General features: G+C 36.5%; 20 protein-coding genes and 1 riboswitch. Of the genes, 9 read left to right on the top strand and 11 right to left on the bottom strand.

Going from position 1 to position 18,655, the window contains the following annotated elements:
* Window positions 1–389: 389 nt before the first annotated feature.
* From D0S48_RS16745 to D0S48_RS16725, 5 genes are all read right to left on the bottom strand, one after another.
* Window positions 390–1,664 (bottom strand): MDR family MFS transporter, encoded by a 1,275-nt coding sequence (locus D0S48_RS16745; RefSeq protein WP_144541211.1) that lies wholly within the window; start codon window positions 1,662–1,664, stop codon window positions 390–392.
* A 210-nt stretch (window positions 1,665–1,874) separates the two neighbouring features.
* Window positions 1,875–2,192: a YbjQ family protein gene (locus tag D0S48_RS16740; protein WP_144541213.1), complete on the bottom strand. Its 318-nt coding sequence runs from the start codon at window positions 2,190–2,192 to the stop codon at window positions 1,875–1,877.
* 77 nt (window positions 2,193–2,269) lie between these two features.
* Window positions 2,270–3,550 carry a nucleobase:cation symporter-2 family protein gene (locus D0S48_RS16735; RefSeq protein WP_151112867.1) on the bottom strand — a complete coding sequence of 427 codons (1,281 nt, stop codon included), beginning with the start codon at window positions 3,548–3,550 and terminating at the stop codon, window positions 2,270–2,272.
* A complete protein-coding gene (locus tag D0S48_RS16730) occupies window positions 3,543–4,133 on the bottom strand; it encodes a xanthine phosphoribosyltransferase (RefSeq protein WP_144541217.1) in 591 nt (196 codons plus the stop codon). Before D0S48_RS16730 ends, D0S48_RS16735 begins: the two co-directional genes overlap by 8 nt.
* 135 nt (window positions 4,134–4,268) lie before the next feature.
* Window positions 4,269–4,370: riboswitch (purine riboswitch) on the bottom strand.
* Window positions 4,371–4,553: 183 nt separating this feature from the next.
* Window positions 4,554–4,844, bottom strand: coding sequence for a hypothetical protein (locus tag D0S48_RS16725; RefSeq protein WP_151112865.1), 291 nt, complete (start codon window positions 4,842–4,844; stop codon window positions 4,554–4,556).
* A 76-nt stretch (window positions 4,845–4,920) separates the two neighbouring features.
* On the opposite strand from D0S48_RS16725, the gene D0S48_RS16720 reads away from it, so the two are divergent.
* A complete protein-coding gene (locus tag D0S48_RS16720; RefSeq protein ID WP_151112863.1) occupies window positions 4,921–5,583 on the top strand; it encodes an HAD family hydrolase in 663 nt (220 codons plus the stop codon).
* Here the strand turns inward: D0S48_RS16720 and D0S48_RS21205 are convergent.
* Genes D0S48_RS21205 through D0S48_RS16705 form a run of 3 tightly spaced genes read right to left on the bottom strand, consistent with a single transcriptional unit; the run spans window position 5,576 to window position 8,632 of the window.
* Window positions 5,576–6,484 (bottom strand): methyl-accepting chemotaxis protein, encoded by a 909-nt coding sequence (locus tag D0S48_RS21205; protein WP_151112861.1) that lies wholly within the window; start codon window positions 6,482–6,484, stop codon window positions 5,576–5,578. The genes D0S48_RS16720 and D0S48_RS21205 overlap by 8 nt on opposite strands.
* A 21-nt stretch (window positions 6,485–6,505) precedes the next feature.
* On the bottom strand, window positions 6,506–7,594 hold the full coding sequence (locus D0S48_RS16710) for an NAD(P)/FAD-dependent oxidoreductase (RefSeq protein ID WP_151112859.1): 1,089 nt from the start codon (window positions 7,592–7,594) through the stop codon (window positions 6,506–6,508).
* Window positions 7,595–7,597: 3 nt separating this feature from the next.
* On the bottom strand, window positions 7,598–8,632 hold the full coding sequence (locus D0S48_RS16705) for a S66 family peptidase (RefSeq protein ID WP_151112857.1): 1,035 nt from the start codon (window positions 8,630–8,632) through the stop codon (window positions 7,598–7,600).
* 111 nt (window positions 8,633–8,743) lie between these two features.
* On the opposite strand from D0S48_RS16705, the gene D0S48_RS16700 reads away from it, so the two are divergent.
* Complete coding sequence (locus tag D0S48_RS16700) at window positions 8,744–9,595, top strand: KPN_02809 family neutral zinc metallopeptidase (protein WP_151112855.1); 852 nt, start codon at window positions 8,744–8,746, stop codon at window positions 9,593–9,595.
* Between the two features lie 129 nt (window positions 9,596–9,724).
* Here D0S48_RS16700 and D0S48_RS16695 read toward each other — a convergent pair whose 3' ends face one another.
* Entirely contained in the window at window positions 9,725–10,285 is a 561-nt protein-coding gene (locus tag D0S48_RS16695; RefSeq protein ID WP_305076200.1) for an STM3941 family protein, read from the bottom strand.
* A gap of 171 nt (window positions 10,286–10,456) precedes the next feature.
* Here D0S48_RS16695 and dapF point away from each other — a divergent pair, with 171 nt between their 5' ends.
* The 6 genes from dapF (at window position 10,457) to D0S48_RS16665 (ending at window position 15,918) form a co-directional block, all read left to right on the top strand.
* Window positions 10,457–11,305, top strand: a complete 849-nt coding sequence (dapF, locus tag D0S48_RS16690) for a diaminopimelate epimerase (RefSeq protein WP_151112846.1) — start codon at window positions 10,457–10,459, stop codon at window positions 11,303–11,305.
* A 176-nt stretch (window positions 11,306–11,481) separates the two neighbouring features.
* A complete protein-coding gene (locus D0S48_RS16685) occupies window positions 11,482–12,042 on the top strand; it encodes a 3D domain-containing protein (RefSeq protein ID WP_225321636.1) in 561 nt (186 codons plus the stop codon).
* Window positions 12,043–12,174: 132 nt separating this feature from the next.
* The gene (locus D0S48_RS16680) at window positions 12,175–12,726 is read left to right on the top strand and encodes a helix-turn-helix domain-containing protein (RefSeq protein ID WP_144541236.1); all 552 of its coding nucleotides are present in this window, start codon (window positions 12,175–12,177) and stop codon (window positions 12,724–12,726) included.
* 126 nt (window positions 12,727–12,852) lie between these two features.
* Window positions 12,853–14,121, top strand: coding sequence for a hydroxymethylglutaryl-CoA reductase, degradative (locus D0S48_RS16675; protein WP_151112842.1), 1,269 nt, complete (start codon window positions 12,853–12,855; stop codon window positions 14,119–14,121).
* A gap of 1 nt (window position 14,122) precedes the next feature.
* Window positions 14,123–14,566 (top strand): hypothetical protein, encoded by a 444-nt coding sequence (locus D0S48_RS16670; protein WP_144541240.1) that lies wholly within the window; start codon window positions 14,123–14,125, stop codon window positions 14,564–14,566.
* Window positions 14,563–15,918 (top strand): tripartite tricarboxylate transporter permease, encoded by a 1,356-nt coding sequence (locus D0S48_RS16665; RefSeq protein ID WP_144541242.1) that lies wholly within the window; start codon window positions 14,563–14,565, stop codon window positions 15,916–15,918. The genes D0S48_RS16670 and D0S48_RS16665 overlap by 4 nt, the downstream gene beginning before the upstream one ends.
* Before the next feature lie 96 nt (window positions 15,919–16,014).
* On the opposite strand, the gene D0S48_RS16660 is transcribed toward D0S48_RS16665, so the two are convergent.
* Window positions 16,015–16,395, bottom strand: a complete 381-nt coding sequence (locus D0S48_RS16660; protein ID WP_144541244.1) for an SET domain-containing protein — start codon at window positions 16,393–16,395, stop codon at window positions 16,015–16,017.
* A gap of 87 nt (window positions 16,396–16,482) precedes the next feature.
* Window positions 16,483–16,965 (bottom strand): NUDIX hydrolase, encoded by a 483-nt coding sequence (locus D0S48_RS16655; RefSeq protein WP_255475365.1) that lies wholly within the window; start codon window positions 16,963–16,965, stop codon window positions 16,483–16,485.
* Between the two features lie 254 nt (window positions 16,966–17,219).
* Here D0S48_RS16655 and D0S48_RS16650 point away from each other — a divergent pair, with 254 nt between their 5' ends.
* Window positions 17,220–18,014, top strand: coding sequence for a polysaccharide deacetylase family protein (locus tag D0S48_RS16650; RefSeq protein WP_151112840.1), 795 nt, complete (start codon window positions 17,220–17,222; stop codon window positions 18,012–18,014).
* Window positions 18,015–18,655 lie beyond the last annotated feature (641 nt).

The following is an 18,655-nucleotide window of genomic DNA, read 5'->3' as shown; positions in this document are numbered from 1 at the left end:
AGGACATAAAAGAGAAATCTGGCATTCTACTAACGTGTTTTTGAACATACTTATTCACACTGGAGCGACTATAGGGTCGCAAGGACGTAAAAGCAGGAAGGGTTTACGTTGCTTAGGTTAGAAGACAACCAGTGGAACAATTTACCGCGGCATTGAAAGCTTAAGTCTTTCATGGAAATTATTCCCCGAACATTCGGGATGAAATTTAAAAATTCAAAGATTATGTTTTACCTCATACAAAATCAAGGGCTGGTCTCCAATGGAGACCAGCCCTTGTCCAATTTATCGGAAAATGAAAAAGAGAGAGCGAAAAGCCCTCTCCTTCTCTTACATATTAGTGAAGGCTTATCTTCCTCGCTCTTACCACTATATAACAAGTACCCTTCAACTTAATTATTTTTCGCTTGTCTTTTATAATATTCCTTGAACGTAAGCAGATATATGAACCCACTAAGCAGTGCCAGTACTGCTAGTATAACAAACGTCCAAGTGAAACCGATCCAAGTAACAAGTGGTAAAACAAGCGGGGCAATTGTTCTGCCTATTGTGTATCGTAAGCTAGCTGCCGCAAAGTATTGACCCCGCATATCCTCTGGTGCAAGCTTTGATACAAAGCTTTCCTGCAATCCTACTGTAGCTAGTTCTCCTAATGTAAACACAGCCATAGCAAACAGGAAAACCCAGAAGTTAGCAGTCATTGGGAAGATGAGCATAGCAATAGCATATAAGAGCGACGAAAAAAAGAATACCTTGTGTTCTGGATATTTCGTCATCCAACGAGTTACAAACACCGTGAAAATGACTACTAATAAGCCGTTTTCAGATAACAGAATACCGAAAGAACCTTCTCCAGTAATTGTCCATTCCCTGCCAAATAAATTACCAAGAACCTGGACATCAATGGCATCCTTCATATAAACAGGAATAAGCATATCTAGCTGCATATACGTCTGCGCTAGCAAAATCCCAGCTATTATAAATAGGAAAAACACTTTGTCCTTTACTATCAATCCGTATGCCTTCACTTGGTTGAGCACTACTTGAACCCAGCCGTTTCCGCCACTTTCTTTTAACTGTTGTTTTACCTCATCTGGTAATGTTTCCTCCGTCAGAAAACGTAATGCTAAGCCTACTAAACAGAAGAGAATACCTGATACTAAAAGCAATAAAAAGCGATGATTAAAGAATAGGACTGCCCCTACTATCGGTCCAATTACGACAGATATATTAATAGATGTATAGAATACGGAAAAAACCGTACTGCGATCCTTTTCTGGCACAACATCAGCAACAATTGCTTGACTTGCCGGGTGATAAAATGAACCACACATACCTGCGATAGTGAAGGCTACGAAGCTAAGTGTCGGTGATTCATACCAAGGTGAATTGGCGAAGGCAAATAAAATAAAAGCAAAACCTTCTGCGGTTGCAGAAAAAAATAACATCGTCCTTCTACCAAATCGGTCCGCACAATAACCACCGATTAAATTAGCACCAACGGAAAATATTTGGGATATGACAAGCAGCAATCCTGCCATACTTGCCCCAAACTCATCCGCAAAGTATATAGCTAAAAACGGAAAGACCATCCAAAAGCTTAAATTACTAAAAAATTCACCAAATAAACGAACCTGTAAACTACGATTCCAATCTCTAATTCTCATGATGTTTACCTCTCAAATTATAAATTAAACGCTATCTCCCATATTATTTCGACATACGGAATAGATTTTTATATAGTTCTATAGTATTTTAAAAAATATAGCAGACTATATCTATTAAGTTTGATCTGATTTTATTAGGAAGAAAGAACTCGGCAAAAATAAAAAAGTCATAAACCCTAGGATGGGTTTACGACTTTTGACTGTAACCAATTAGTCTCTGTATGTAACGGCAGTTCCAGTTGCCACACACATCATCATGCCCTCACGGATTGTTTCAAAATCAAGATCTACACCAATTACAGCATTAGCTCCAAACTTGCTAGCAAGGGTCTTCATGTCCTCTATTGCAATTTCACGACCTTGGGATAATTTATTTTCATAGGCAGAGCTTCTACCTCCAACAATATCTGTAACTGAGGCAAAGAGATCTCGTACGACATTTGCTCCCATAATGGCCTCTCCAGACACTATGCCATGATACGTTTCAATTGTTTTTCCTTCAATAGTAGGCGTTGTAGTGACTAACATAAATACTCCTCCAATACATGTTGTTATTTTTATCATACAGCATTATTGGAGGAGAAGCATTGATTATTCTGAATCTATTATATTTTCTTTCTAGTAGGGATCATATTAAATAATATATTCAATACGATAGCTGTGAAGCTTCCTGCCACAATTCCGTTACTCGTCAAAATTTGCACACTGTCAGGTAAGGACACAAATAAGTCAGGTACTACCGTAACTCCTAAGCCGATACCTATTGAACATGCAATAATCATTGCATTATCAGGTGATTCTGAGTCTGCAATAATAGTACTTAGCATCTTAATTCCTTGAGAAACAATCATACCAAACATGGCAATCATAGCCCCTCCTAATACTGCCTCTGGAATAATGGTAGTAAGGGAAGAAATCTTAGGTATAAATCCTAGGAATATTAGCATCCCACCCGCGATGTAAATAATTTTACGTGTTTTAACACCAGAGATTTGCATAAGCCCAACATTTTGTGAAAATGTAGTATATGGAAACGAGTTAAAGATACCGCCTAGTAAAACAGCAATTCCTTCAGCACGATACCCTTTAGTTAAGTCTTCCTTTTGAATTTTTTTATTTAGCATATCCCCTAGAGCAAAATATACCCCAGTTGACTCTACTAATGAAACAATAGCTACTAATGTCATGGTAATAATAGGAGACCACTCAAAAGTCGGCATCCCAAAATATAATGGCTGGATCATATGGAACACATCAGCTTCTTTTACCGCAGTAAAGTCTAAAATACCCATAAAATAAGCAGCAACTGTTCCTCCAATAATACCTATTAATATAGAAATAGCTTTTATAAAACCAGTAGAGAAACGGTATAACAATACAATAAATATTAATGTACCAAATGATAATAGAACGTTTTGAATGGAACCGAAATCCTCTGCCCCATCGCCACCACCCATGTTGTTAATAGCTACAGGGATTAGGGTGATTCCTATAATAGTTACTACTGAACCAGTTACTACTGGTGGGAAGAACCTAACTAGCTTACCAAAAAAGCCGCTGATTAAAATAACAACTATTCCGGAAACAATAATAGCACCATAAATAGAAGATATTCCGTATTCTCCTCCAATTGCAATCATTGGTCCTACTGCAGTAAATGTACATCCTAGCACGACTGGCAAACCAATACCGAAAAATCGATTGCTCATAACTTGCAAAATGGTCGCGACACCAGACATTAGAATGTCAATGGCAACTAAATATGTTAATTCCTCTGAACTAAGACCAAGAGCTCCCCCTACGATTAGCGGAACAATTACTGCTCCGGCATACATAGCAAGCACATGCTGTAATCCAAGTGTAGTATTTTTAAATATATTATTCATATGTAGGTGTTCCTTCTAGAAATTCTACAGTCCCATTTTCCAAGGATTTAATGATAGCAAGAGATTCTACACGAATACCTTTTTCACGAATTAGTTTTCCTCCTGGTTGGAATCCTTTTTCAATCACAATTCCAACACCAGCTGTAGTTGCTCCAGCCTGATCAATAATCTCAAGCAATCCGAGAACTGCTTGTCCATTAGCAAGGAAGTCATCGATGATTAACACAACGTCACCCTCTTGAAGAAAATCCTTAGATACCGAAATATCGCTTGTCACATTTTTAGTAAAGGAATGAACTTTAGAAGTAAGCAAATTTCCGGAAAGGGTCACAGACTTACTTTTCCTTGCAAATACAACAGAAACACCAAGCTCTAAACCTGCAAACATAGAAGGAGCAATCCCTGAAGATTCAATCGTTAAAATTTTTGTTATTCCAGCTTCTGCAAAGCGATCTGCTATCTCTTCTCCTATAGCTTTAATAATTACAGGATCAATCTGATGATTTAAAAATGCATCCACCTTTAAAACATCTTTCGATAAAACCTTACCTTCTTCTACAATTTTATCCTTTAATAATTTCAATGGAATTCCTTCTTTCCTTATATTTGAGATACAAAAAAACTCGAATGACAAAGCTCCATCCTTACGAGTGGAGCAATGTCATTCGAGTTATTAATCGAATAATAAAAGAAATGGTTACACTATTGTGTCCCAATTCCTTTATCCATTGTCACTCATAGTCGACTTGTTTACGGTAAGTCGGTAGAAACTTGCAGGCCATATTCCTGAGATTATACGAGTAGGTACTATTTGAATGCTCTCATTATAGCACGGAAAAATTCTTTTACAATAATATAAAAAAGTTCTATCATTCTTAAAATTCTGTTCATATATTTCAATTGTTACATGTATTGTTACATGTATTGTTACAGGTGCCAGGCACCTGTAACAATTAAAGGCAATTTAAAAACACATGAATAGGTCATGTGTTTTGGTTGGTTTCTAATGGAATGAAGATTTTAATGTTTTGAAGGCTTCTATAAAGTAAGCGGGGTTCTCTTTAATATTGTAGGAAAAGACGCCTTGATTGGTATGCAAATATAAGATTCCCCCTCCAAATGAAAAGGGCTTGTGGGATATGTCGTGAACATTTTGGAACTTAAATTGATGCTGAGCAGAGACAATCTCCCTTCCGTCCATCTGCAACGTAAAGCTAGATTCTATATGCTGCATCTGAAAATAGAAGTCAATTTCTCGCTTAACTTCAATATAAATAATGGAGTACTCACTCAAAAACGTCACCTCCTTTAGCACATACTAGTGTATCATGTTTTTATATCATCATTAAACAATAAGGAGTGTATATATATTGATCAAAGCCGTGATTTTTGATTTAGATGGTACTATGTTGAATAGAGATGAGTCATTAAAAAGGTTTATTTCTAGTCAATACGACGAACTTCATACACACTTTGACCATATTCAAAAGGAAGATTTCTGTACTCGTTTTATAGAATTAGATAATCGAGGTTATATTTGGAAAGATTTCGTCTATGCATCTCTAATTCAAGAATTTAATATTCAGAGCATCTCCCAACAAGAATTATTAAATCATTACATAACTAACTTCCATACATATTGTGTACCCTTTCCCAATCTAATATCCATGCTAGAGCAATTAAAAAAACTGTCCCTATCGCTCGGAATAATCAGCAATGGAAAGGGACAGTTTCAAATGAATAATATTATTTCTTTAAAAATCAATACTTATTTTGATACTATATTAATTTCTGAATGGGAGGAAATGAAAAAACCCAATCCTCGCATTTTTGAAAAGGCTCTTAGGCAGCTTAGTGTTAAAGCAGAAGAAGCTGTATATATCGGCGATCACCCTGCGAACGACATAATTGCTGCGAAAACAGTCGGACTCAAAACAATTTGGAAAAGGGATGAATACTGGCCTGCTCCTTCTGCCGATTATGTGATTGAAGATTTAGCTGAAGTTCCTCTTCTTATAAACAATTTTAAATAAGTTTGCTGAATTCCGCAGTCTGATTTTCGAGCTTTTCAGAAGCAGTAGAAATATCCTTGAACTCGTCTAATGCAGTTCGTATCTCCTGTTGGCTTTTTTCTATAACTGTCTGCGAGTAGCTATTGCTCGCAGTTACCTTATCGACCTGCTTCGCTATTCCTTCAATATTTTCTCTTACTTCTACGATGGAAGCCTCAACTCTTCCAGCTAGCTTACGAACCTCTTGAGCTACTACATTAAAACCACGTCCATGCTCTCCAGCTCTTGCTGCCTCAATTGCTGCATTCAATGCTAAAAGATTAGTTTGTGCAGCAATCTCTCTAATGGTCTGAACTATTCCTTTAATCGAATCGGCCTGTTTTTGCAGATTATCTAATGTAGTGGTGTTTTCCTTAGAACCAGCAGCGATTTCATCTATTCTTTCCAGAAGATTTTCACTTCTTTTAATACCTACTTCTGCTCGGTTGCTCAAATTCTCAGACATATGCTTCAGCTCTTCTGTGACACCCATTAAAATTTGGTGGCGCTCCGTTACGTTAGTAGCTACTTTGGTGACGCCAAGCACCTTGCCATTACTACCAAAAATAGGCATATAAGAAGCTTCTAGAAACACACTTTTGCCATGCTTGTCTTTTCTTTCTACCTTATTAAAAAATGACTTACCTGCAAACAGATCCTTCCAAAGCTTTTCATACGACGGACTGTTCACAAAGCTTGGAAAGCAGAATTCTCGGTGATGCATCCCCATTACTTCACTTACTGTATACTTAAGTTCTTTCGCAAAATTCTCATTTACAAATGCCACTCGGCGATCCATATCAAAACGAATAATTGCCAAGTTTTTTTCCAAAGCTTCCACTACGGTCATGTCATTAACTTCTTCTGTTTGTAAGTAACTCATTTCTCTTCCCCCACGCCTAGTCTAATTAGGTGTATATTTTTCAGGATCCAGCACTGTTTCTTTTCCTAATACTAGTTTAGCTAGTTCCGAACCAACGAATGGTCCAGCCGTTAAACCAGAAGCCCCTAAACCGTTTGCAAAATAAATACCGTCCTGCCCATTCAATTTACCAAATACAGGTAAAAAGTCAGGCGTATATGGACGAAAACCAACTCTTACTTCCTTTATTTTCTCATCTTTTAGGCTTTTTGCAATACTAAATGCATTTTCTAGCAGTTCTTTTTTACCTTCTTCTGTTACCCTAATATCATAACCAGTATGCTCTTCATAAGTAGAGCCTGCTACCACTTGTCCATTTTCAAAGGCTAGCATATATTGATTGGTTGGAGGCAGAACGACTGACCATTCTCCAGTAGACAAATTCTCTAATTGGAAATGCATTATTTGCGCCTTTTGAAAGGTCACATTTAAATCTAAACCTAATACAGAGGGAATCTCATTTCCCCAAGCCCCACTGGTGAGTATAATTGCTTCTGCATTTATGGCCATCTCGTCTATAAATAGCTTATTGTCCTTCCATACAGCATCGCCATATACGACCTCTGCTCCTAGTTTTTTTGCAGCACTAGTTAAAGCATCTCTCATTGCCATACCATCTACTCGAGCTGCTCCTTCCACATAAAGTGAATGGTAATCCTCTGAGATGATAGGAAATTTTTCTTTCGTTTCTAACGGAGATAGGATTCTCAACTCCCCAATTTCAGGTGCATCTATTCTTTTCTCCATTGCTCTTTCTAACATTTTTTGCAGTTTTTTTTCATCATTTTGTAGAGCAATAGCTCCTACTTGCTTATAACCTGTAGCAGTTTCACCTAGTTCCTCTAGCTCTATCACTAGCTGTTTATAATATTTAGCGCCATTTTTCACAAGCTCGTACCATTTTTTATTTCTTCTCTGAGAAATCCATGGACATATAATTCCTGCTGCGGCTGCTGAGGCTTGACCTTTGTCCTGACGATCAACCAAAGTTACTTTCACACCGTTTTTTGCAAGATGATAGGCGGTGGAAGCGCCAAGGATTCCACCACCCACAACTACATAAGAAGACATCTATTACTCAACTCCACTATCTATAATTGAAAACTTTACTTCCTCACAATTAATTTCTGCCATTGCTCCATATGGTATAACAAATTTAGGTTCTGTATGGCCAAAGTTTAAATTATATAAAATCGGCAAATCATTTAATCCAAGCTCATTCATAATCGTAATAATGGATTCTTTGTATTCTTCATAATACTTTTCGTGCTGAGGCTTTGCAAAAATAATACCTTTTACTTCTTGCAGTATCCCTTGGGTTCCATAATTTCGAAGCCAGTATTCGATATTAGATGGAAGAGGTAAATCCTCAGTGGTTTCAAAAAATAGTATAGAATCCTTGAAATAAGATTTATCTGGCCAAAGCGAAGTGCCTTTCGCAAACTCCAACACCTCAATACAGCCACCGATTAGTCTGCCATTTACAATACCTTTACCCTGCAGCAATTCGTAGCCTTTTTCATCTTCATTCATCTCACGGCTTATATACTTATTTTCAATAGCCCATTCCAATCGTTGACTAGTCCACAATGGTGACGGTTTAATTTCTCCAATCACTTCATTAGAGAATAGCGTCTTTTTCAAAGATTCTATGGTGTATTCATGCATCTCTACATTCTCTGCAAAATCAGTCAGAATAGCTGGCCCATAAAAAGAAGTAATCCCTGCATTATGACAAAATAAATGGGTCACAGTAGCATCGGAATATCCAATAAAAACTTTAGGGTTTTCTCGGATTACTTCAAAATCTATGTAAGGTAGCAATCTTATGCTATCACTGCCTCCAATATTCGATACAATTCCTTTTATCGATGTATCCTTAAATGCATTCATCAAATCCTCTGCACGTGCCTGTGGACTTTCATATAAATAATTTGATCCCTTCAAACTATTTGGCATAGCTACTACTTCCAAGCCAAATACCTTTTCTAATCTTTCTACACCTTGCTCATATCTCCATCTTAAATCAGGTTCTCCTGCTCCACCCCACGATAGACTAATGGTTGCAATCTTATCTCCCGGTTGAAGCATTTTCGGCTTTATCAACATAATCATATCCCCCTTTCCTTCATTATAATTCAAACACCATCATTTGGATGCCTATTCTTTTAGCTAAATGGGTATAAGAATATAGAAGAATTTAAATAGGCGGTGAAGGGTATGAAATATAGAGGTCGTACACGGAGTTCAAACGTAGAGGACCGTCGTGGAATGAGTGGCGGAAAAGCAATAGCTGGTATTGGCGGTGGTTTCGGATTAATTATAGTACTATTAGTTACGCTACTCGGAGGAAATCCCGATGAGCTGTTAGGAAATTTAGGCGGTAACGAAACAACTAACAGCTCGGTTCCTTATGAGGAAACTGAAGAGGAAAAAGAGCTTGTTGAATTTGTTTCGGTTGTATTAGCAGACACAGAAAAGGTATGGACAAAAATCTTTCAAGAAAACGGACTTAAATATGAGGAACCAACACTTGTTTTATATACGAATAGTGTAAATTCTGCCTGTGGAACAGCTGGTGCTTCTGTAGGTCCGTTTTATTGTCCGGGTGATCAAAAGCTTTACATAGACTTAAGCTTCTACAAGGAGCTTCAAACGCAGTTCAATGCCCCAGGAGATTTTGCAATGGCATACGTTATAGCGCATGAGGTTGGACACCATGTTCAAACCCTTCTAGGTAAAAGCAATGAGCTATCCTCCCTTAGACAAGAGTTAAGTGAAGAGGAATACAATCAATATTCTGTTCGCTTCGAGCTGCAGGCTGATTATTACTCAGGGGTTTGGGCAAAGCATGCTCAAGGAATGGATTTACTAGAAGAGGGCGATTTAGAGGAAGCACTGACTGCAGCTAGTGCCGTTGGAGACGACACTATTCAAAAAAGAGCTCGTGGCTATGTGGTACCTGAAAGCTTCACCCATGGAACATCAGAACAGCGGAAGAAATGGTTCTATAAAGGCTTTGAAAATGGAACAATTAAAGGTGGAGACACATTTAGTGTTAAAACTCCATAAATAAAATTCAAGTGCGTTTTCCCCAAGTAAGTAAATGGAGAAAAGATAAACGTGACGTACCTTTCTTTTCTCCATTTGACTTCAGAGGGTAGGTTCTTATATGAAAGCCTCATTTGAGTCTTTAAAATATTATGACCTGACTGTTTCTACCTCAACTTCTGGTAATTGCTTTAAATATGCTAAGTAAAAATCGCTCATCACTTGTAGCAACTCTTCTATTGTTACACCTTTTGCTGTTGATATATTAATATTAATATGACCAGAGCCTAATCTTAGGTTAGCACGTATAGCCCCTCTTTTAATGGAAGGCAGTGATTCTATGTAAGCATCTCCATCAAATAAGTGTACTGTAATAAAGGACTGTCCTGATATCGAGAAAATACCTATTTCTCTAACACCTCCCCATTCCACAAGTTGCTTACTAGCAATCGCTGAAGAAAAATCATAAAATCCTTCCTCATTTACAACGACTAGTTTTTTCCCTACGATTAGTTGCTTGATAATAAAGCCCAAGCAAAAGCCAAAAAATATTGTCCCTATACCACCAATTCCCATAAGGACTAACTTTTGAAAATTATCCTCTTCGAAACTTGTAATAAGAAGAAATACACAAGTCACAACCATCAGAATTCCCATCAAAACAAACATTAACTGTTTTCTTTTACTTTGATAAACGACAAACTCTTTAATACGAGCACTCCCCTTTCAAATTATCTAATTAACCATATTGGTTATTTTATTCAAATTACCTAAAATATACAATATGAACATTTTACATAAAATGAATATACCAGTCATGTTGACCACTTAACTTCCTCAAACTTATAATAGAACAAATCACAACTGGAAGAAGGCTAAAAAATGATGATACCTTTTACGAAAATGCATGGCTGTGGAAATGATTACATTTATATCAATTGCTTTGAAAATAAAATAGAAAATCCCGAAGCATTAAGCAAGGATATTTCCAATCGTCATTTTGGCATAGGCGGAGATGGAATTGTTTTAATATGCCCTTCTGATGTGGCAGATGCAAAAATGCGGATGTTCAATATAGATGGCAGTGAAGGGAAAATGTGCGGAAATGCCATCCGTTGTGTAGCGAAATATGTGTATGACAACGACATCGTACGAAAAGAAACTCTTCATATAGAAACACTGAGCGGATTGAAAAAGATTGAATTACATATAGAGAATGGGAAAATGAAGTCTGCTACTGTAGATATGGGGCAGGCCATATTAGAACCTTTCAATATCCCTATTGTAGTCAAGGACCAGACTATGCAGGTTAATTATCCAATCACCATTGAAGATCATACGTATTCTATAACCCCAGTATCTATGGGCAATCCCCATGGTGTAATATTCAGTGACGACATTCACCTACTAGACCTCCCAACTATTGGACCAAAATTTGAACATCACCCTATGTTTCCAGAGGGTGTGAATACTGAGTTTATTCAAATCGAGAATCGAAATGTTATACAAATGCGAGTTTGGGAGCGCGGAAGTGGAGAAACTTTGGCATGCGGAACAGGAGCTTGTGCAGCAGTGGTTGCTTCTGTGTTAAATGGATATTGCGATAAAAATACTGATATCCATGTCAAACTAATAGGCGGAGAACTGATTATTCGTTATACAGCTGACACTGTATACATGACCGGTCCTGCTACTACTGTATTCACCGGTCTTATTGACTGGTCGAAATAATGAATAAGACCTATTAGATGTACTCGGCAAAAAGGTTTGGTAGCATGTTTTTTCCGTTTTTTATATTTTTACTGAAAATACTGTCAATTGTAATGATAATGGTAATCCCTTGTAATACACTTGTAACATTCAACTGATACTATATGTTTAGACTAAATAGCAGGGGGATAGTGTATTTGAAGAAAATATTAGGATCACTTATCATTACAATAGTACTATTGGTCAGTGGAGTAAATGTTGCTTTCGCAGCAACAACAACTCACACAGTAAAAAAAGGAGAAACATTATACAAAATTTCTAAGACATATAAAGTTTCTATTAAAAACTTAAAAACATGGAATAACTTAACTACAGACGATATTAAGCCAAACCAGAAACTATCAATAACTCCTACATCTAAAGAAAAATCCAAAACACCTTCTAGAACTAATACTAGTGATAAAGTAGTAAAGGAATTCACGGTGTCAGCAAGTGCATTTACTGCCAAGTGTAATGGTTGTACAGGAATAACTAGCTCTGGTATCAATCTTAAGAAGAACCCAGACGTTAAAGTCATAGCTGTTGACCCAGATGTAATTCCGATTGGAACTAAAGTTCACGTGGAGGGCTATGGTTACGCTGTAGCAGGCGATACCGGATCAGCCATTAAAGGAAATAAAATCGACGTATTTTTCTCGACTACAAGTGAAGCTTATAAATGGGGACGTAAAAACGTAACAATAAAAATATTAGAATAGTTAATGTAGCCAGCTTCTCACAATAGAAGCTGGTTTTTCTATTTATACAATTCAATTAATAGGTACGCCCTCTCATATTAAGTTGTTATACTTAAAAAGAGTTTCATTATAATCCAGGAGAAGGTGCCTAATATGAATAGTAAAGATATAGGAAAGAAAATAAAAAGTGTTCGCTCAAAGAAAAAAATGACTCAACAAGTTTTAGCTGATTTAGCTGGGATTACTAAGAGTCATATATCAAAAATTGAAAACGGCTTAACTACCCCAACTCTAGTAACCCTTTCTAACATAGCAAAAGCCCTTGATAGTCCTACTTCTTGGTTTATCGAGCAAGAGGAACATGGGGAGTTATCTATTGTTCGAAAAGATAAACGTGAAGCAATAGATGAGAAGAATGAGATCGGATATGAATATGAATTACTTGCCAACAAAAAAAATATGAGCATAATCAGCCCAACTATCGTAACTGTTTTACCAGGAGCCGAAAACATAGAACCCTACATACATGAAAACGATGAATTTATCTTCATCCTTACAGGTTCAATCCATCTACTTTACGATGGAACAAAGTATGAAATGACAGCTGGTGACTCAGCATATTTCTCTGGGAAAAAGCCGCATATTTTTCTTTCAAACAGTAAAAGCCATACAACAGTCTTAACAGTTTACGTTGAAAACCAATGAAATAAATTATTATAAAAATTCAGAACAAATAGCATATTAACTTTACAAAAGATATATATTATTATACATTGAGTATAATGCCATTCAACTTTGTTGAATGGAAGTATATTGAAAGGGGAGTTTTATATGTCTAGTTCTAGAATAAGGGGTTTTTATCAATTAACGTTAGAAGAAAGGTTAGAAATCGTTATACATAATAAGGGGTTAACAGATGAGGAAACAAATATACTCACTGGTAATAAAGCATTTCCTATGGCGTTAGCTGATTCTATGGTTGAAAATGTTATCGGTCAATTTAGTATTCCCTTGGGAGTAGCAGCTAATTTCAAAATAAATGGAAACGACGTTTTTGTCCCAATGGCTACAGAAGAGCCTTCTGTAATAGCTGCTGCAAGTAATGCTGCTCGAGCTGCTTATGATTTAGGAGGGTTCTTTACTTCTTCGACAGGAACTATCATGCGGGGACAAATTCAAGTACTGGATATATTAGATCCACACGGAGCTAAAGCCAGAATCTATGAGAATAAAGAAGAAATACTAGCTAACTGTAATCTGCAAGATCCAACATTAGTAAAATTAGGAGGCGGAGCAAAGGATTTAGAGGTTCATCTTATAAATACAGTAAGAGAAACTATGCTTGTAATACATTTAATCGTAGACACTAAAGATGCCATGGGAGCCAATGCGGTTAACACAATGGCTGAGGCTGTCTCTCCCCTAATAGAAAAAATTACAGGAGGACGTGTCGTATTAAAAATAATTACTAACCTCGCGGATAAACGTTTAATTAGAGCAAGAGGTGTGTTCTCTGCAGAGTCTCTTGGAGGACCTGAAGTAGTGAAAAACATTGTAAGCGCTTACGAATTTGCTGATGCTGATCCTTATAGAGCCGCAACTCATAATAAAGGGATAATGAATGGAATCACCTCTGTTGTTCTAGCAACTGGCAACGATACTAGAGCAGTCGAAGCTGGCGCTCATTCTTATGCTGCCAGATCTGGAAGATATCGTTCTTTAACAACATGGGAGATGAATGAGGAAGGAAATTTAGTAGGTTCTATAGAACTTCCCATGGCAGTTGGAATAATTGGTGGTGCTACAAAAACACATCCAGTAGCTAAAGCTGCTTTAAAAATAATGAATGTAACATCTGCTGTTGAACTGGCCGGTATCATAGCTTCTGTTGGTTTAGCGGAAAATGCAGCCAGCTTAAGAGCTTTATCAGCAGAAGGAATTCAAACTGGTCATATGCGCCTTCATGCTAAAAACCTAGCCGTAATGGCAGGAGCAAGAAAAGAAAATATTGATTTAATAGTTCAAAAAGCCGTTAATGAAAAAGATTTACGTTACGATCGTATCTTGCAAATAACTGAAGAAATTCAAAAGGAGGGTTAGAATGGACAATAAAAATAAGGCTAGTTTAGTAGATGAGCACATCAATGTGAAATTCGTTGAGATATTAGGGGATACCATCTCAGGTAAACAACTCATTTTTTCTATTATTCTTAGTGTTTTTGTTAGTCTAGGTGGATATAAATTAGGACAATATATTTTCCCTAAATTTGCTGAAGCTCAAATGGTCAACTCTTACTCTCTTTTGTTAGGCATCGCAGGTACTGTCACAATATTAATCGTTAATTCTGCCGTATTTAGACCTAAGCGTATTCTTGTGGAGGATGAGGTATCTTCTGAAAATTTAAGAGAAGTTTTTCAAGACCTTCAACTGGATTATGAAGAAGAATTGCGCTTAATAGAACAAGATCCTGTTACTAAAAAGGAATTGGAAGAGCTCGGAGTTCTCTCTAATTTTAACAATGCTCACAGGGAGGATCACAAATGAGTATTTATTTAGTTGCACTTTTATTTGCCTTACTTGGAGCAATTGTATTTTCCGTAATTGGTTTAATATCTGGGACTGATGAAACGGCAATTATGGTCCCTATTACATTGCTTGTAATTCTTTTAGGTGCCCCTCCCGAAGGTGTGTTTGCATTCTTTATGGCAGCAGTTTTATCCAAACATCTCACACACGCAGTTCCCACTGCTTTAATGGGAATTCCAGGTGATACAACAGCCGTACCGTTAATAGATCATGCGAATACTTTAAGACGTATGGGTATGCCTCATATAGCTTTACGTAAAATGATTTCTGGCGGTATCATCGGTGCCTTTATCGCATTACCTACTGCTGTTTTGCTTGGACAATTTTTGGGTCAATTTGCCGACTTCTTTAAATCTTCTTCTGGCCTAATTTTTACAATAGCCGCTTTCTTGATTGCCTATTTTTCAAAGGGTAAATGGGCCAGTGTTTTATTAATCATACCTTTTGCATTTTTTATCAAGAGTTTAGATACATTAAGTTTTTCCATATTAGATAAGCATCTATCGATTACTTTTTTCTTAGGGATTGCGATTGGCCCTATGTTATCTGATATTTTAATAGCAGCATCTTCTAGTGCTCGAAAAAGTCTTCAAAGAGATAAAGCCAATGAATATCATTTAGCACCAGAAACAAAGTCCTGGAAAGGTTATTTTCCAAATCCATTTAAAATACTTACAGGAAGACAGACCATATTTACTTCTATCACCACATTTTTATCGTCATTAACATTTGTATTTAGCCCTGTAGGAATGACATCGTTAATGGGAGAAATAGTCGGATCTCGAACGAAGGGTGCCTACAAAAAATCAACTACAAGTCTGACAGTTATGAATGGGGTAACCGAATCTACTTATATCGCAGAAGCTATTATTCCTTTAATAGCATTTGGTATTCCATTAAGTCCAGTGGCATTAGGACCAGCTTCTCCGTTATTCAATGCACCACCAGTGTTTACAGTAGAGCCTATTAATAACTTGCATACCTATTTAACTTCATGGGAATTTTTTATTTTTGGTCTAATAGGAATTACTGTTGCTTCTTTAATCGCTTATCCATTTTCTATGAATTATGCGCGTAAAGCATCTGTATTAGTTTTAAAATATGTTAGTCAAGAAGCGATTGTTGCTATGTTTATTGGGCTGGCATGTCTACTGGCTTATCATGAAGCACAACTCTTAGGAATTGTACTAACATTAACTGTTGCTACTGTTGGTGGTCTATTAAATCGTATTTTAGGTATTGGTGCTGGAGTACAATTTATGGTATTTTACGCTTCTAGCTGGATTATACTTCAACTGTTTGGTTTCTAATTACAAATGCCCATCCAACTTCACATAGAGCTGGATGGGCATTTTATGAACTAATTAAGGTTGATTTTTGATTTGAGTTAATTTCTAACGGATTTCTTAAGATTCCTTATTAAACCAAAGTTCATCTTTGTCATCAACATCACCATTATAATTAATGAGAATCTCATCACCGGCTTTAATATCCGTAAAAGCAAAGAAGTCAAATGTGTGATTTCTAAAATTAATCTCATATGTAGCATTAGGTTCATACGAATGGTTGAATAGCATTCCATAGCCTAAAAGAATGGCAGATTTACCTATCCCATACTCAAAAGCGTAATCACCTATTATAGTTTGCTCAATGTATTGATGCTGTTCGTTTGGATAGGCAATGACAGGTGCTTCATGTAAAAGCTCTCCTTTTTTGATATCGCGCGTAGCAAATACCCCTCTATTGAATTCTCCATTACTTAATGGAGATGTTTTTACTTCTATCATGTTGTTCTCCTTCTCATCTTTAAAAATTTCTATTTAACTGTAACATTAATTTGAACAATGGGCTCCTTTTATTTATAAAAAGCCAAACTACTCCCTCTCTAACAATTCGTCTATCCCCTTAATAATTGCTTCAAAATAAGCTGAAGGATGAGGTACAAAGCTTTCTTTTCCTACAGTTCTTATGTAGGAACTACTATTACCTTGATCATCAAATTTTACTCCTTCAACTTTTATTTCGTCTTCTCTTCCCCTCCATAGGTCTGCAAAAGCACGAAATTCTGTCCGGACAATTCCTGCTACTTCCTCTAATTGAGGGTTGAACTCATCTAAAGATGGAAAACTTCTATAAACAAAAGTATGAGCAAATTCCCTATCAATTAGCTTATCTGAAATGATGGTGTAACCAATAACTCCTATAGAATTGAGTTGATGAAAAGGAACTTTAATACCTAGCTCCTCCTCCACTTCCCGGATGCCATCCTCCACTGTTTCATTGGATAGGATATGACCGGCTGCTGTAATATCCAATAGGCTGGGATAATCTTTTTTAGCATCACTTCGAAGTTGCAAATATATGTAATTCTCACCATGGTCACTCCCTATAAACCAACAGTAAATGTCTCATGCCAATGCCCCAGCTTATGTATTTCCTCTCGTGTTGCTACTCCTACGAAATTTTTATCCTCATCAAATATCTTCAAAAGTTCATCTTCCATATAAACACTTCCTTATATTAAATACACTTTTTTCTTCTAAATAGACTCTCTACTGAGTATATATAAATAATGCAGTCATGGAAAATTCGAAGAAAATAGGTGATTTTTATGAGAAAGCTTTTATTGCTCTTCTGTGTATCGTTGCTAATAAGCGCTCTAACGTTTCCAACGTTGAGTATTGCTGCTTCAGACCACAAGGTGGTAGAAAAACATATAAATAGATTATTAGAACGAAAAAAGGTGACTGCTCCAACTCCAGCACCTGCTCCAAGCTCTAAAGCTAACGTTTACCTAACCTTTGATGATGGTCCTAACAAATTCACGACTACCCATAACAGTATATTAAAGAAATATAATGTCAATGGAACATTCTTTTTTTTAGGAAAGCATATGAAAGACAATGAGGCAATTGTGAAGGCGGTTGCTAGCGATGGGCACTATATTGGAACACATAGTATGACCCACGATAAAGAAAAGGTATATAAAAATGCTCAAGCATTTATTGATGAGATTAATAGCGGTGTAAGTCTCATTGATCAGATGACTGGACACAGCTCTAAGCTTATACGTGTACCTTATGGCAGTAAGCCACATCTAACTACTCCTATGAAAGAAAAATTGAAACAACAGCATTATAAACTATGGGATTGGGATGTAGACTCTAACGATTGGAGATACAAGGATGAGGAATTTAAAGAAATAATAACAAATGTTCAAACAGAAGTGGAGAAGGCATATAAATCTGGAGATCAAGACATTATAGTACTACTACATGATCGAAGCCAGACGACAAAGGCACTTCCATCCATTATTGAATGGCTCCAGAAGGAAGGCTATACGCTGAAAACCTATCAGGAGGACCAGCATGTCGTACAGAATTTCTTTCGCGATGAAACTTTATGAAACTTTAGAACATAAGGATTTTATGTCTTTTAACTTTTATAAAAACACATAATAAACGAAACGGGACCGTCAGTATTTTTACTTAAAATTCTGTCGGTCCTAGTTTTAGTGAGTAGACATTTTATATATTAATAGCCATAAGGACGGTTGAACGGTGGGTTGTAGTATGGATAACGATAGTATGGTGGGTATGGTGGGTAAATTGGAAAGAACGGGAATATAGGGAAAAACGGGTATTGATAACGTGGGCGTCGTCTTCTGCGGCGTCTCCCATAACTGTCATAACCGTATTCATAGTCATCATCATCATATCGATCGTAATTAAATTGTGTCATTATTTTTTCCTCCTTTTGATCTCGATTTAGGTTATGCTTTGTAAGGATTTACCGTCTGTGCATTCGCCCACATTAAAAAATACTAAACTTCAATTTTACAACAAGTAGAATTATAAAAAAAAGACACCTAAATCGAATTAGGTGTCTTTTATAAATTAACTTGTAAATAGAAAATTACATTTAAAAGTATCAAGATATTTATCTACTTACTTACTAAATTTCTTCTTAAACTCTATAGTTGGTTTCTTTATCATTCTCCTTCCTAGTATCAAATTACGTCCATACGCATTCCAATATAAACTCAAT

The organism is Psychrobacillus sp. AK 1817 (assembly GCF_008807035.1).
In the GTDB taxonomy this organism is placed as follows: Bacteria; Bacillota; Bacilli; order Bacillales_A; family Planococcaceae; genus Psychrobacillus; species Psychrobacillus faecigallinarum.
The sequence above is the reverse complement of the archived record's forward strand: the minus strand, read 5'-3'. Positions and strand labels throughout refer to the sequence as shown.